This is a genomic window from Burkholderia sp. MBR-1 (genome assembly GCF_013822785.1).
Taxonomy (GTDB): domain Bacteria; phylum Pseudomonadota; class Gammaproteobacteria; order Burkholderiales; family Burkholderiaceae; genus Burkholderia; species Burkholderia vietnamiensis.
The window spans coordinates 1,415,598-1,429,306 of record NZ_CP053610.1; the positions used below are offsets into that span (position 1 = coordinate 1,415,598).

At 67.6% G+C, this 13,709-nt stretch carries 11 protein-coding genes; 4 read left to right on the forward strand and 7 right to left on the reverse strand.

Going from position 1 to position 13,709, the window contains the following annotated elements:
• Nucleotides 1-146 precede the first annotated feature (146 nt).
• A complete protein-coding gene (locus MBR110_RS20995) occupies nt 147-347 on the forward strand; it encodes a DUF805 domain-containing protein (RefSeq protein ID WP_011882712.1) in 201 nt (66 codons plus the stop codon).
• Between the two features lie 472 nt (nt 348-819).
• Here MBR110_RS20995 and blaPEN-bcc read toward each other — a convergent pair whose 3' ends face one another.
• Complete coding sequence (gene blaPEN-bcc / locus MBR110_RS21000) at nt 820-1,713, reverse strand: PEN family class A beta-lactamase, Bcc-type (protein ID WP_059460564.1); 894 nt, start codon at nt 1,711-1,713, stop codon at nt 820-822.
• 116 nt (nt 1,714-1,829) lie between these two features.
• Here blaPEN-bcc and penR point away from each other — a divergent pair, with 116 nt between their 5' ends.
• A complete protein-coding gene (gene penR / locus MBR110_RS21005; RefSeq protein ID WP_034195445.1) occupies nt 1,830-2,720 on the forward strand; it encodes a beta-lactamase transcriptional regulator PenR in 891 nt (296 codons plus the stop codon).
• Between the two features lie 507 nt (nt 2,721-3,227).
• Here penR and MBR110_RS21010 read toward each other — a convergent pair.
• The 3 genes from MBR110_RS21010 to MBR110_RS21020 form a co-directional block, all read right to left on the reverse strand.
• Nucleotides 3,228-3,482, reverse strand: coding sequence for a hypothetical protein (locus MBR110_RS21010; RefSeq protein WP_011880668.1), 255 nt, complete (start codon nt 3,480-3,482; stop codon nt 3,228-3,230).
• 98 nt (nt 3,483-3,580) lie between these two features.
• Nucleotides 3,581-5,806 (reverse strand): amylo-alpha-1,6-glucosidase, encoded by a 2,226-nt coding sequence (locus MBR110_RS21015; RefSeq protein WP_011880669.1) that lies wholly within the window; start codon nt 5,804-5,806, stop codon nt 3,581-3,583.
• 147 nt (nt 5,807-5,953) lie between these two features.
• Nucleotides 5,954-6,988, reverse strand: coding sequence for a rod shape-determining protein (locus MBR110_RS21020; protein ID WP_034195446.1), 1,035 nt, complete (start codon nt 6,986-6,988; stop codon nt 5,954-5,956).
• A 271-nt stretch (nt 6,989-7,259) separates the two neighbouring features.
• On the opposite strand from MBR110_RS21020, the gene MBR110_RS21025 reads away from it, so the two are divergent.
• Nucleotides 7,260-9,713 carry a patatin-like phospholipase family protein gene (locus MBR110_RS21025; RefSeq protein WP_034195447.1) on the forward strand — a complete coding sequence of 818 codons (2,454 nt, stop codon included), beginning with the start codon at nt 7,260-7,262 and terminating at the stop codon, nt 9,711-9,713.
• 12 nt (nt 9,714-9,725) lie between these two features.
• On the opposite strand, the gene MBR110_RS21030 is transcribed toward MBR110_RS21025, so the two are convergent.
• Nucleotides 9,726-10,856, reverse strand: a complete 1,131-nt coding sequence (locus tag MBR110_RS21030; protein ID WP_011880672.1) for an ATP-binding protein — start codon at nt 10,854-10,856, stop codon at nt 9,726-9,728.
• 67 nt (nt 10,857-10,923) lie between these two features.
• On the reverse strand, nt 10,924-11,634 hold the full coding sequence (locus MBR110_RS21035; RefSeq protein ID WP_011880673.1) for a response regulator: 711 nt from the start codon (nt 11,632-11,634) through the stop codon (nt 10,924-10,926).
• A gap of 220 nt (nt 11,635-11,854) precedes the next feature.
• Between MBR110_RS21035 and MBR110_RS21040 the strand changes: the two genes are divergently transcribed.
• Complete coding sequence (locus tag MBR110_RS21040; protein ID WP_011880674.1) at nt 11,855-12,769, forward strand: glutaminase; 915 nt, start codon at nt 11,855-11,857, stop codon at nt 12,767-12,769.
• Nucleotides 12,770-13,017: 248 nt separating this feature from the next.
• Here the strand turns inward: MBR110_RS21040 and MBR110_RS21045 are convergent, their stop codons facing one another.
• Nucleotides 13,018-13,569 (reverse strand): hypothetical protein, encoded by a 552-nt coding sequence (locus MBR110_RS21045; protein WP_041493998.1) that lies wholly within the window; start codon nt 13,567-13,569, stop codon nt 13,018-13,020.
• Between the last annotated feature and the right edge of the window lie 140 nt (nt 13,570-13,709).

The window sequence follows — 13,709 nt, forward strand, 5'->3', positions numbered from 1 at the left end:
CGCCGCACCGGCGATCCCCGTGCGTCCCTTGACGGCCGCACACGCGACGCGTCACGATCACACGACGCCGCGCACGTCACGCGTCGGCGCCACGGGCCGGCCGCTCCGCCCGCATTCGACAACGACACATCACTCCGAGGAAGGCCATGGAACATTTCAACGCAGGGCAAATGCTGGTCGCGCTCGTGCTCGTCGCGATCGTCGTCTATCCGTACGTGCGCATCGTGCGGCGCACGGGCCACTCGGGCTGGTGGATCCTGACGATGTTCGTGCCGGTGCTGAACTTCATCATGTTGTGGGTCTTCGCGTTCGCACGCTGGCCCGCCACCGACGATCGGCAACGCTAGGGCCTGCTCACGCTTATAACGGGCTTGCGAACCGGCCTGCGCATCGGATGAGCCGGCCGGCCCGCTTGTCCACAGATTATGTTGGCAAGCATGTGGACAGCGTGCGCATACCGGCACCAAGCGCTTGATCCGAAAGACTTTCTGCGCGGTGCTCCAAATGCGGCACGCGGCGCGCAACGCCGCCTCCCGCTTGTCCACAGATTGTGTTGGCAAGCATGTGGATAGCCTGCGCACACCGCAACCAAGCGCTTGATCCGAAAGACTTTGTTCCCATCGCTTCGAATCGGGCAGCGCCCGCCGCCGCCGCGGCCGCGTTGCGGCAAGCGCGGCGGCCAGCCGGCTTTTCCACATATTTTGTTGGCAAGGATGTGGATATCCTGAGCATGCGCGACGTAAGTCGTTGATCGCACAACGTTTGGCTGCCGCGGTCACGACTGCGGCAGCGCCTGCCTCGATCGCCGCCCCCCGCCCGTCACGCGAATGTCGCGACCGCGATCCGCGCCGCCGCGGCGATCACGTTCTCCTTCGCCTTCGCATCGGCGCGTGCCTGCGTGTAGTACACGGTCAGCACGATCGGCGCGCGCGACGGCAACCACACGACGCCCGCGTCGTTCGTCGTTCCGTAGTCGCCGGTGCCGGTCTTGTCGGCGACCTGCGAACCGGCCGGCACGCCCGCGCGAATCCGCTTGTCGCCGACCTTGTTGCCGCGCATCCATGCCACCAGTTGCGCACGCTGCGCGGGCGGCAACGCGTCGCCGAGCGTGAGCGCGCGGATGCTCGCGGCCATCGCCGCGGGCGTCGTCGTGTCGCGCAGGTCGCCCGGCAGCGCCGTATTCAGCTCGGTTTCCCAGCGATCGAGACGGAACGTGTCGTCGCCGATCGAGCGTGCATACGCGGTCACGGCCGCCGGCCCGCCGATCAGCTTCATCGCCAGGTTCGCGGCCGTGTTGTCGCTGTACTGGATCGCCGCCTCGCACAGCTGCGCCACCGTCATCCCGGTGTCGACATGCCGGCCCGACACGGGCGAGGAGTTGACGAGATCGGCCTGCGCATACGTCACGCGCTGCTGCAGCAAACCGGGATGCTCGACGCTCCGCGCGAGCACCGCCGCGCCGAGCATCGCCTTGAACGTACTGCAGAACGGAAAGCGCTCGTCAGCGCGATGCTGCGCGCGCCGGCCGCTCGCGGTATCGATCGCGCATACGCCGAGGCGGCCGCCCGCCGCCCGCTCGAGCGCGGCGAACGTCGCGGCGGACGCGATGTCGGGTGCGGCGGCCGACGGCGCCGCGCACGCGCCGACGGTCACGACGAGCGGCGCCGATGCCGCGGCCAGCAACAAGGTTCGACGTTGCGATGAGTAGGTCATGTCATGTCTCTCGTGGTGGAATGGATGCAGAACGGCCGGCCGGCGAGACAGCACTATCGTGACTTTACGTTTGTCCGACAAGCAATGATAATTGGGCGCTGACAAAAGAATTTCTTATGACAAAGCTCCGTCCTCGTCTCCCGTTGAACGCGTTGCGCGCCTTCGAATCGTCCGCGCGCCACCTGAATTTCACGCGCGCCGGCCTCGAGCTGAGCGTCACGCAGGCAGCCGTGAGCCAGCAGGTGCGTTCGCTGGAGGAGCGGCTCGGCTGTGCGCTGTTCACGCGCCTGCCGCGCGGCCTGGGCCTCACCGACGAAGGGCGCGCGCTGCTGCCGGTGCTCAGCGACGCCTTCAGCCGGATCGAAACCGTGCTCAATCAGTTCGACGGCGGGCGCTTCCACGAGGTGCTGACGCTCGGTGCCGTCGGCACCTTTGCCATAGGCTGGCTAATGCCACGCCTGAAGCGGTTCGGCGAGACGCACCCGTTCGTCGAGCTGCGACTGCGCACCAACAACAACGTCGTCGATCTCGCCGGCGAAGGCCTCGATTTCGCGATCCGCTTCGGCGAAGGCAACTGGCCCGCGACGCGCAACGAGCGGCTGCTCGACGCGCCGCTCAGCGCGCTGTGCGCGCCGGACATCGCGCGGCGTCTGTCGCGGCCGGCCGATCTCGCGAACGAAACGCTGCTGCGCTCGTACCGCACCGACGAATGGCTGGGCTGGTTCGACGCCGCGCAGGTCGAGCCGTGGACGGTCAACGGGCCGGTGTTCGATTCATCGCGACTGATGGTGGAGGCCGCGATGCAGGGCGCGGGCATCGCGCTCGCGCCGGCCTGCATGTTCGCGCGCGAGCTGCAGCTCGGCATGCTGGCGCGGCCGCTCGACATCGACGTGCGCGGCGGCGCCTATTGGCTCACGTCGCTGAAGTCGAAGCCGCTGACGCCCGCGATGCAGTTGTTTCGCGACTGGATCGTCGCGGAAGCGGCCGACGCCCCGCCGCACGAATGAGGCACGCGTGTTTGTCCACAGAAAATGTTGGCAAGGATGTGGATATCCTGGGTACCCGGCGCGTAACCCGTTGATCGGGCACGAATTCCAGGTGCCACGTGCGCATCGCGCATTGGCCGCCACAGGATCGAGGCGAACGCGGCCGATTCCAAACCATCAGGAATCTATCGCGTGACACTTATCCACAGATTTTGTTGGCAAACCTGTGGATATTCCGCCAAAGTGCCGCGCAAGCCACTGATGCAAAAGGGGATTTGGTAGATCGCGCGCCGCAGGTCAACGATGCGACATCGATTGGCACCTGTGCGGTGCCCGTGCCGTGCCCGTTTCACGACCGTCCGACAAGTGTCCGATCGTGAGCCGGTTCTCCACAGATTTTGTTGGCAAGCGTGTGGATATCCTGCGCACCGCGCCGCTAACTCATTGAGCGCACGGGAATTTGTATGCGCGGCGCTGGATCGGGCAGTGCCGGCGCGGGCAGCAACGCACGCGCCGGCACTGTCCGCGTCAATGCCGGTCGAGACCGCTGCGCAGCTCGCTTGCCTTGTCGCGCAGCGCCTCGTAGCCCGAGCGCGCATGTTCGGGCAGATCGGGGTCGCCGATCAGCGCACCGAGCGTCTCGATCAGGCTGAACAGAATGCCTTTCGCCGCGCCCGCCGCAATGCTCTGCGATTCGATCGACTTGTGCAGATGGTCGACTGCTGCTTCGAGATTTTCTAGCTTGTGCTCGTCCCGATCGTCGGGCCGGTTGTCCGTGGTCATCTTGGATGCCTCCGCCATAGTTAAAGGGTCATGTCGCGATTCTATGCCGCGGCGCGCGTATGTGGCACGACCTGGCTCAACGACGCGCCGCCCGGCCGCTACAGCACCGCGACCACCTTCACGCGCCCGGACCGCTCGGCCGCCGCGACCACCTGCCCGTCGACGCGGCGGAACATCAGCGAGACCGTCTCGTCGCCGACGCGCAGTTCGTCGATGCGCAGCCAGTCCACCCCTTCCGGCAGCGCCGGGCGCTCGACGCGCACCTCGAGACGCGACGCGTCGACGCTCACGCCGAGGCACGCCTGCAGCATCATGAACGGCGCGCCCGCCGCCCACGCCTGCGGCAGACACGCGACCGGATAGGCCGTCGGCGGCTCGCCGCGCCGGCGCGGGAAGCCGCAGAACAGCTCGGGCAGCCGCATCTCGAAGCTGACCGCTGCTTCGAACAACGCACGCAACAGGCTCACCGCGGCCGCCTTGTCGCCATAGCGCGCGAGCCCGCGTGCGATCAGCGCATTGTCGTGCGGCCACACGGAGCCGTTGTGATAGGCCATCGGATTGAAGCGCGGCTGCCCGGCCGCGAGCGTGCGGATGCCCCAGCCGGTCTGGAACAGCGTCGAGCCGAGCACGCCGGCCACGGCCGCCCCGCGTTCGGCATCGGGCAAGCCGAACGCGAGCAGATGGCCCGCGTTCGACGCCAACACGCGACACAGCTCGCCGTGCCCGTCGAGCGCGATCCCGTAGAAGTCGCCGTCCGGCATCCAGAACAGCGCTTCGACCTGCTCGCGCAGCGTCTTCGCGCGCAACGCGTAGCGCGCCGCATCGGCCGCATGACCGCGCCGATGCGAACACGTCGCCATCGCGTCGAGCGCCGCGCACGCATACGCCTGCACTTCGACGAGCGCGATCGGCCCGTCCGGGAAGCGGCCGTCCGCGTGGAACACCGAGTCGTGGCTGTCCTTCCAGCCCTGGTTCGCGAGGCCGCGCTCCGACGTGCGCTGATAATCGAGCAAGCCGTAGGGATTGCGGTCGCACTTGTCGATCACCCACTGCGCGGCGCGCTCGAGCGCGGGCCACAGCTCGTCGATCAGCGCATCGTCGCCGGTATGTTCGACGTAGGCGCCCGCGAGCACGATGAACAGCGGAGTCGTGTCGACGCCGCCGTAGTACAGCGCGAACGGCACCTCGCCGGTGGCCGCCATCTCGCTGCGGCGGAACTCGTGCATGATCTTGCCCGGCTCCGCGTCGCGAAACGCCGACGTCTCGCGCGCCTGATGCTCCGCGAGAAAGCGCAGCACGCCGCGCGCCAGCGACGGCTGCAGCCACAGCATCTGCAACGACGTGATGACCGCGTCGCGGCCGAACGGCGTCGAGAACCACGGAATGCCCGCATACGGGTACGGCCCGGTGTCGAGCTGTGTCGTGAGCAGGCCGAGATCCGCGAGCGAGCGGTCGAGCCACGCGTCGAACAGCGGGTTGCCGGTGTTCACGCGCGCCATCGATTCGCGTCGCGAACGCATCTCGCGGTGCACGCCGACGAGCGCGGTGCGCAGCGCGACGCGCCCGCAGCCGGGGCCTTCGCCGTCGTGCGCGGGGCCGAGCGTCGCGTCGACGGTCAGATAGATCGACAGGCACGCCTGGGCGGCGATCGTCAGCGTGTAGTCGGCACGGTCGACCGACAGCGCGTCGGGCGCCGGCGAGAAATGCACGGTGACGTTGCGCTCGACGCCGTCGAGGCCGTCGTAGCGCAGCCGCACCGCGCCGTCGGCGACGCGCGGCGCGGCGACCGTGCCGCGCTTCGGGCGCTGCGTGCCGCGCACTTCGAACATGTCCTTGAAATCGGCCGCGAACGACAGCGACAGCGGCACCTCGGCCTCGCTCGCGCCGTAGTTGGTGAGCGTCAGCGCTTCGTACAGCACGTCGCCCGCGAGCACGCGCGTGCGTTCGATGTGGATCACGCCTTCGGGCGTCTCGTGGCCGCCGAGCGGCGGCAGCGGACGGTTCGTCAGATGCGCGGTGAACGACGCGTTGTCGGCGCTCGTCGCGCCCGACAGCAAGGACGGCGCGCGACCGCCGAAGGTCAGACGCCATGCGGACAGCACGCGCATGTCGTCGACGAACAGACCGTCGTCGCGGCCGCCGATGTCGCCGAGCGCATCGCTGACGACGAACGCGTCACCGGATTTGAGGACGTACTGATTGTTGCGTGCGAGCGCCTGCGGGTCGGCTTCGGGCGCGATGAACGCGGGACCCGACGCCCGGGCGGGAGAAACCGGCGCGACTTGCGGCGCCTGCGTCGTGGTGGCTTCGGCGTGATTCGGCATCGATGCTCCTGTGTCGAAACGCAACGCGCGGCGCGCGTCGCGTGTTTCGCACAGGATAGGCCAGAACGATGGATGTGCGCAGCGCGTGTGTGGCAGAGGCGCTGCGTGGGCGCGTGGGCGCGAGTGGCTGGCGTGGCCCGCCCGGCGTCAGTCCACCGGGCACATCGCGAGCCGCCCCATCGCCTCGCCCGCGCCGCGCACGGCACAGGTCGCGGGCTCGTCGGCGACGCGGGCGACCAGCCCCGTCTCGTCGCGCAGCAGGCGTTCGAGATCCGCGAGCAGCGCGCCGCCGCCCGTCAGCACCACGCCGCGATGCGCGATGTCGGTCACCAGTTCGGCCGGCGCGTTTTCCAGCACCGATTTCACCGCGCCGATCACCTGCTTGAGCGGCGCGGCGAGCGCGTCGGCCACGTCGTGATTGGACAGCTCGATCGAGCGCGGCAGCCCATCGCCGATGCCGCGTCCGATCGCGCGCGTCGACGTGCGCGGCACGGCGCTGGTGGCCGAGCCGATCGTCTGCTTGACGCGCTCGGCCGTCTGTTCGCCCAGCAGCACGCCGTACACGTTGCGCACGTAGTTGATGATCGCGGCGTCGAACTGGTTGCCGCCGACGCGGATCGCCTCGCGATACACGATGCCGCCGAGCGCGATCACCGCGACTTCGGTCGTCCCGGCGCCGATGTCGACGACCATCGAGCCGACCGGCTCGGTGACCGGCAGGCCCGCGCCGAGCCCGGCCGCGAGCGCTTCCTCGATCAGCGCCACGTCCGATACGCCGGCCGCGAACGCGGCTTCGCGCACCGCGCGACGCTCGACCGCCGTGGCGTCCGACGGCACGCATAACGTGACCTCGACGCGCCGGCGAAAGCGCGAACGCGTGTGCGACATGTCGATGAAGCGGCGGATCATCTGTTCGGCGGCGTGCGCATCGGCGATCACGCCGTGCCGCATCGGCCGCACGGCCTGCAGATGCCCCGGTTCGCGCCCGAGCAGCGCCTTCGCCCGCTCGCCGACCGCTTCGAGGGTCGGACGCGCATCGGACATGCCGGCCTTGCGGAAGCAGACGACCGACGGCTGGTTCAGGACCACGCCGCGCTCGTGCGTATAAATCCGCGTACTCGCCGTTCCAGGGTCGATCGCAACGGGTTGCGCAAACAACTTTCCGAACAGCGGTGTCGACATATCAACCCTTTTCATGAACAAACCGGCCGGAACGGCCGGCCCGCATCGATGCGGCACGCATTTGCGGTCCCATCACGGACTTAGCGGCAAATCGTTCCGATACTTTAGGCAATTCTAATGATTTTTTTGCGACGAAATGACCGAAAACCCGGGCCGGCCGCCGCACGACTACGCGCCGAGCGCTCGCGCTGCGCTTGTAAAACACGGTAATCTCTCGGTCTTGCCTGCCCCCGGCAGGCTTCCGACGCCCGATCACGCCAGGTATTCCAACATGACAGCGCCTGCCTCCCTTCGCTGGCTCGCGGCGCGCCGGCTCGGCGCAACGCTCGTTGCGCTCTGGTGCTGCGCCGCCGCCGCGCAGCCCGTGCCGGCCGCCGACCCCGCAACGCGCGCCGCCCAGGCAGGCGCCGGCGCGGCCGGCGCCGCTTCGGCCGCGGCCGTGGCATCCGCGACGATAGCGCCTGCAGCCGTGGCCGCCGCCGCGGCACCCGCCCCCACACCGAGCTGCACCGCCGACGGCGGTCCGGCCGGCCGCCCACCGGTCGGCCTCGTGCTGTCGGGCGGCGGCGCGCGCGGCTACGCGCACCTCGGCGTGCTGAAGGTGCTGGAAGACAACCGTATCCCGATCGACTGCATCGCGGCCACCAGCATGGGCGCCGTGGTCGGCGGCCTGTATGCGAGCGGGATGGCCGCCGATGAAATGCGCAAGCGCCTGTCCGAAGTGAACCTGACCGACATCGCGTTCGACGTGACCGACCGCGCCGACCTGCCGCAAAGCAGCCGCGAGGACGAGCGCCTGTACATCAACAGCCTGACGCTCGGGTTCGGCAAGAAAGGCGTGAAGGCGCCGGTCGGCCTCGTGCAGGGCAACCGGCTGCAGGCGCTGCTCGCCGACTGGACCGCCGCCGTGCCGACCAACCAGCCGTTCGACCGGTTGCCGATCCCGTACCGCGCGGTCGCGACCGATCTGCAGACGGGCCAGATGGTCGTGCTGGACCGCGGCTCGCTGCCGCTCGCGATCCGCGCGAGCATGGCGATGCCCGGCCTGTTCGCGCCGGCCGAGATCAACGGGCGCGCGCTGGTCGACGGCGGGCTCGTCAGCAACCTGCCGGTCGACACCGCGCGGCAGATGGGCGCGAAGGTCGTGATCGCCGTCGACATCGGCTCGCAGCTGCGCCCGCTCGACGCGCTCGCGTCGCCGGCCGACGTGATGCAGCAGATGGTCGGCATCCTGATTCGCCAGAACGTGACGTCGCAGCGCAAGCAGCTCGCCGCGCAGGACGTGCTGCTCACGCCCGACCTCGGCTCGCTGGCGTTCACCGACTTTCAGAACGCGAAGCAGGCGATCGCCGCGGGCGCGGCTGCAGCGACGGCCGCGCTGCCGCGCCTCAGGCACCTCGCGCTCACGCCCGAGCAGTACGCGGCGTACCGGTCCGCGCATGCGCAGCCGCTGCCGCCGCCGATCCGCATCACGCGCATCGAGATCAAGACGACCGGCGGCGTGCCGAAACGCGTCGTCAGCGATGCGCTGCACGTGAAGCCGGGCGACATCTACGATCCGGCGACCGTCAGCCAGGACCTGCTGCGGCTCACGACCGACGGCAATTTCGAAAGCGTGACGCAGCAGATCGTGAGCCACGGCGACGACAACGTGCTCGAGATCGATGCGCGCGAGAAATACTGGGGGCCGAATTTCCTGCTGTTCGGCGTCGGGATGTCGAGCAGCTCGACCGACGAAGGCGGCTTCCGCCTGCACGTCGGCTACCGGCGGCCGTGGCTCACCGAATCGGGCCTCGAATTCCGTGCGGATGCGACGATCGGCAGCGACCTGCAGTCCGCGCGCGTTGAGCTGCGCCAACCGTTGCCGGCCGCCTATGGCTTCTACATCTCGCCGTACGCGGAATATCAGCGCCGCTACGTGAACGTGTACGACAACACCGGCGAGGTCAAGCTGAACCAGTATCTGATGCAGACGGCGCGCGCCGGGCTCGACTTCGGGCTGCCGATCGCGCGGCTCGGCGACTTCCGGATGGGCATCGGCTACGCGACCGGGCACGGCTCGCCGAACTACAACCTGCCGCTCCCGTTCGAGGAGAACGGCTCGACGCTGATGTGGCCGAGCTTCACGTCGCAGGCGCTGACGGCGCGCGCGCGCCTCGTCATCGATCAGCTCGACGACCCGATGTTCCCGCGCCGCGGCTACTACACCGAGTTGCGCATCGAACGCTCGCTGTGGTCGCACAACAGCCAGTCGGCGGAGGATCTCGCAGATACGTCGAACAAGCCTTACACCGAGCTCTACGGCAAGGCGATGATCGCGCAGCAGTACGGCCGGCACAGCGTCAGCGCCACGCTCGAGGGCGGCAAGAGCATCGGCGGCACCAACCTGATCAACGCGTTCAACTTCACGCTCGGCGGCTTCCAGCATCTGGCCGCGTATGCGGCCGACCAGCTCACCGGCAACGAGCTCGCGTACGGCAACGTGACGTACATGAACCAGCTGATGACGTTCAACGCGTCGCCCATCAAGGCGCTGTCGGTGGGCGCGAGCGCCGAACTCGGCAACGTGTGGACCAGCGGCGTGAAAGTGGGCGGCAGCACGCTCAAGCAGAGCTATACGTTCTTCACGAGCCTGACGACCGCGTTCGGGCCGCTGTACATGGGCGTCGCGCTCGCGCCGGGCGGGCGGCGCAACATCTACCTGCAGCTCGGCCGCACGTATTGAAGGCGAAGGCGCTCAGATCGGCCAGCTGATCTCGAACCGCGCGCCGCCGAGCACGACCGGATCGACGACGGCGATCCGGCCGTTGTGCGCGTGCAGCACCTGGCGCGTGATCGCGAGCCCGAGCCCGTAGCCGCCGGTGCGGCGGTCGAGGCGCACGAACGCGTCGAAGATCCGTTCGCGGTCGTTCTCCGGCACGCCGGGGCCGTCGTCCTCGACGAAGATCGCGATGTTGCCGTGCTCGAGCGCGATGCCGACGACGATCCGCGCGTTCGCGTACTTGCTCGCGTTGCGCAGCAGGTTGCGCATCGCATACGACATCAGCCGCCGGTCCATCTTCACGCGCAGATCGGACGCGATCGCGATGCGCGACTCGATGGCGCGCTCCGGATACAGCAGCTGCGCGTCGCTGATCTGATGCTCGAACCACGCGACGGGCGCGGTCAGCTCGAGGTTCGACTGCAGCGAGCTGTATTCGAGCCGTGCATAGGTGAGGCTCATGTCGATCAGCTCTTCGAGTTCGGTCACGTCCTGCGCGATGCTGTCGAGCGCGCCGTAGTATTCGGCGGCGGAGCCCGGCTCGCGCAGCATCTCGAGCGCGAAGCGCACGCGCGCGAGCGGCGTGCGCAGCTCGTGCGAGATGCCGTTGGTCAGGTCGCGCTGCGCGGCGATCAGCCGCTCCATGCGCATCGCCAGCGCATTCAGCGTGCGCGCGAGCGGGCCGATGATCACGCTGTGCGATTCGCGCGCGCGCGTGTTGAAGCGTCCGCCGGTGAAGTCGATCGCGCGCTCGCGCACCATCACGAGATCCGACCAGACCGGCCGCATCCAGCGATAGGCGGCAAGCGCGGGCGCGGCGAGCATGAACGCGAGCACGATCCAGATGTCGCCCGGCAACGCGTCGAACGCATGCCATACGACCTGCGGCGACAGCACGACGCACAGCGCGAGCCCCGGCACGAGCGCGGTCAGCAGCACGAGGCCGAGCAGATGCAGGTAGGTGCGCACGTAGAGCCGCGACCAGCTCGGAATGCGGTCGGCGCGCGTGTCCGTCCATGCGCGGCGGAAATGCAGCCAGCGCCATTTGGCGTAGCGCAGCGGCGACAGCGGCGCTGCGTCGGGATGCGAGGGGTTGCGTCGGATCATCGCGGCTTCCGGCTATCGTGCGCTGCGCGGATGCGGCGGCCGACGGCGCAGCGGCGGCGGCGCGCCATCAGTCCCACGCATGCTTGCTGAACTGGTAACCCTTGCTGCGGATCGTCTTGATCCGCTGCGGGTTGCCCGCGTCGTCGTGCAGCTTGCGGCGCAGCTTCGAGATGCGGCCGTCGATCGTGCGATCGAGGCCGTCGAATTCGACGCCGCGCAGCTGCAGCATCAGGTCGTCGCGGCTGACGACTTCCCCGGCCCGACACACCAGCACCCACAGCAGGTCGAACTCGGCCGACGTCAGGTCTGGCGAGCCGCCGCCCGGCAGCACGACCGAGCGGTCGGTGCGATCGATCGAGAACTGCCCGAACGTGTAGCGCTCCGGCTGCGCCGCGGCGCCTTCGATCGAGCGCGCCGGGACACGGCGCAGCTGTGCCTTGATGCGGGCGAGCAGGATGCGCGGCTCGACCGGCTTGTGCACGTAGTCGTCGGCGCCGAATTCGAGGCCGAGCAGTTCGTCGAACGGCTCGTCGCGCGCCGTCACCATGATGATCACGCCGTCGTACTGCTTGCGCGCTTCGCGGCAAATCTCGAAGCCGTCCTTGCCCGGCAGGTTCACGTCGAGGATGACGAGATCGGGGCGCGTCGACAGGATCGCCGGCACGGCGGCGTCGCCGTGCAGCACCGTGTCGACTTCATAGTCGTTCTTGCGCAGGTAGCCGGCGATCAGCGTGGACAGGCGGGTGTCGTCTTCGACGAGCAGGATGCGAAAGGACATGGTCAACGGTCGGAACATACGGGAGGACCGTACCGGCACCGGCTTGCGCGGATACCGGCCGGCGGCCGAAACGTACCGCATGATACTGCGCCCGCCGGTCGCACGTTGAGGCATCTTGAAAATAAGGGCGCCATGGCGGTCGCGCTTGACGAATCGGCGGCAAAACTGTTCCATACGGGCTCCCCGGAATTCGGGCCGTGCGCCCGCCCTGCTCCACGTGATGAACTACCAGCCGATTCTCGAACGCATCCACACCGAACTCGCCCCCTGGATCGGCCAGGGCCGCGTGGCCGACTACATTCCCGAGCTGGCGAAAGTGCCGGCCGACAAGTTCGGGATGGCCGTCGTGACGCTCGACGGCAACGTTTACACGGTCGGCGACGCGCGGGAGCGCTTCTCGATCCAGAGCATCTCGAAGCTGTTCGCGTGCACGCTGGCGTTCCAGCTGCTCGGCGACGCGCTGTGGGAGCGGGTGGGCCGCGAGCCGTCGGGCACCGCGTTCAACTCGCTGGTGCAGCTCGAAAGCGAGCGCGGCAAGCCGCGCAATCCGTTCATCAACGCCGGCGCGCTGGTCGTCACCGACGTGCTGTGCCGCCGTTTCGTGAAGGCCGAGACGGCGCTCGTCGAATTCGTGCGGCGGCTGATCGGCGCGACCGACGTGGATTACGATTCGCGCGTCGCGCTTTCCGAGCTTCAGCACGCGGAGCGCAACCGTGCGATGGCGCATTTCATGGCGAGCTTCGGCAACATGCAGATGCCGCCGGACACGGTGATCGACGCGTACTGTCGCCAGTGCGCGATCGAGATGAACTGCATCGAACTCGCGCAGGCCGCGCTGTTTCTCGCGAACGGCGGCGTCGCGCCCGTCACCGGCGAGCGGATCGTCGATGCGAGCTCGGCCAAGCGGCTGTCGGCGCTGATGCTGACCTGCGGCACCTATGACGCGGCGGGGGATTTCGTCTATCGGGTCGGGCTGCCGGCGAAGAGCGGCGTGGGCGGCGGGATCGTCGCGGTGCTGCCGGGGGAAATGGCCGTTTGCGTGTGGGCGCCGGGGCTCGATGCGAATGGAAATTCGTTGGCGGGGACGCTGGCTCTCGAATGGCTGACCACGTATTCGGGGCGGTCGATTTTTTGAGGTGGCGGGGACAAGCTCGCCTCAGCGGGCGCGACGGCGGCAGGTGAATATCGGCGCGCACCGGTGCGCTTAATGGTGGATTCGGCCATTGGCAGCGATTGACCCGGAGCGGTCCCTCGATTTTCTGCAAAGCGGTCGCTCCAAAGCACGAATCAACCGTTGAGCCTTGTGGTGCCAAAGAAGATTTCGACGAGCAAAGCTAAGAGTACCTGGCCATGACGGCTCATCCCACTCAACGGCAACGCAACCTACTTTGCGACAGCCTTTGTCGCCTGCTTTATGAATTCGGCTTTGGCCGCCCTTGCCAACTCTTCTGGTATCGGTGTACTACGAACGGACTTGTCCAGTTCTGCCAACGCGCTACCACGGGCAATCAATGCGGGGTATACATAGGTCAAGCAATACTCCCCAAGGCGCTTGTATTCGCGTACTGCGGCAGCAGCGTCTCGCTCGTACATGCCAAAATTGGCCGCGTCCACCTGCTGCGACTTCCCTGAATACGCCTCGTTGTCTGTTCCTCGAGCCAGCGCGGTGAAGAAGATCATGCGCATGCTTGCTTCTCTCATTGCCTCGTAGACCGCCTCCGCTTGTTGTGTGTTCAAGCCACCTTTCAGTAGAAGGTCACGGTCGTAAGTGAACCAGTTCCGCTCGTAGATCGCTTTCTCGCACGCCACAAACTTGGTCTGCCAGTCCGCATCTTTGTACGCTCCAAAACCATCGTCAACACCGGCGGCCATAGCATGGGGCAACCCCGTTGCTTGCACGACGAAGAGTGCAGCAAGCAGAGTTCTTTTCATCATCTTCACTCATCCTTGTTGAGTAGTTCAACGATCGTAGTAGCAGATTACGAAGTGGGAATTGTAGTGCTGGCATTGGAACGACCGCTCATGGCTGCGCTGTGGAACGCTGTCTGTCCGATTTTGTCGACGATTCTGCCTCG

Bases quoted from the DNA above. Each gene is read 5' to 3' on its own strand.
- MBR110_RS20995 (WP_011882712.1), top strand. From the start codon at position 147: ATGGAACATTTCAACGCAGGGCAAATGCTGGTCGCGCTCGTGCTCGTC.
- blaPEN-bcc (WP_059460564.1), bottom strand. From the start codon at position 1,713: ATGACCTACTCATCGCAACGTCGAACCTTGTTGCTGGCCGCGGCATCG.
- penR (WP_034195445.1), top strand. From the start codon at position 1,830: ATGACAAAGCTCCGTCCTCGTCTCCCGTTGAACGCGTTGCGCGCCTTC.
- MBR110_RS21010 (WP_011880668.1), bottom strand. From the start codon at position 3,482: ATGACCACGGACAACCGGCCCGACGATCGGGACGAGCACAAGCTAGAA.
- MBR110_RS21015 (WP_011880669.1), bottom strand. From the start codon at position 5,806: ATGCCGAATCACGCCGAAGCCACCACGACGCAGGCGCCGCAAGTCGCG.
- MBR110_RS21020 (WP_034195446.1), bottom strand. From the start codon at position 6,988: ATGTCGACACCGCTGTTCGGAAAGTTGTTTGCGCAACCCGTTGCGATC.
- MBR110_RS21025 (WP_034195447.1), top strand. From the start codon at position 7,260: ATGACAGCGCCTGCCTCCCTTCGCTGGCTCGCGGCGCGCCGGCTCGGC.
- MBR110_RS21030 (WP_011880672.1), bottom strand. From the start codon at position 10,856: ATGATCCGACGCAACCCCTCGCATCCCGACGCAGCGCCGCTGTCGCCG.
- MBR110_RS21035 (WP_011880673.1), bottom strand. From the start codon at position 11,634: ATGTCCTTTCGCATCCTGCTCGTCGAAGACGACACCCGCCTGTCCACG.
- MBR110_RS21040 (WP_011880674.1), top strand. From the start codon at position 11,855: ATGAACTACCAGCCGATTCTCGAACGCATCCACACCGAACTCGCCCCC.
- MBR110_RS21045 (WP_041493998.1), bottom strand. From the start codon at position 13,569: ATGATGAAAAGAACTCTGCTTGCTGCACTCTTCGTCGTGCAAGCAACG.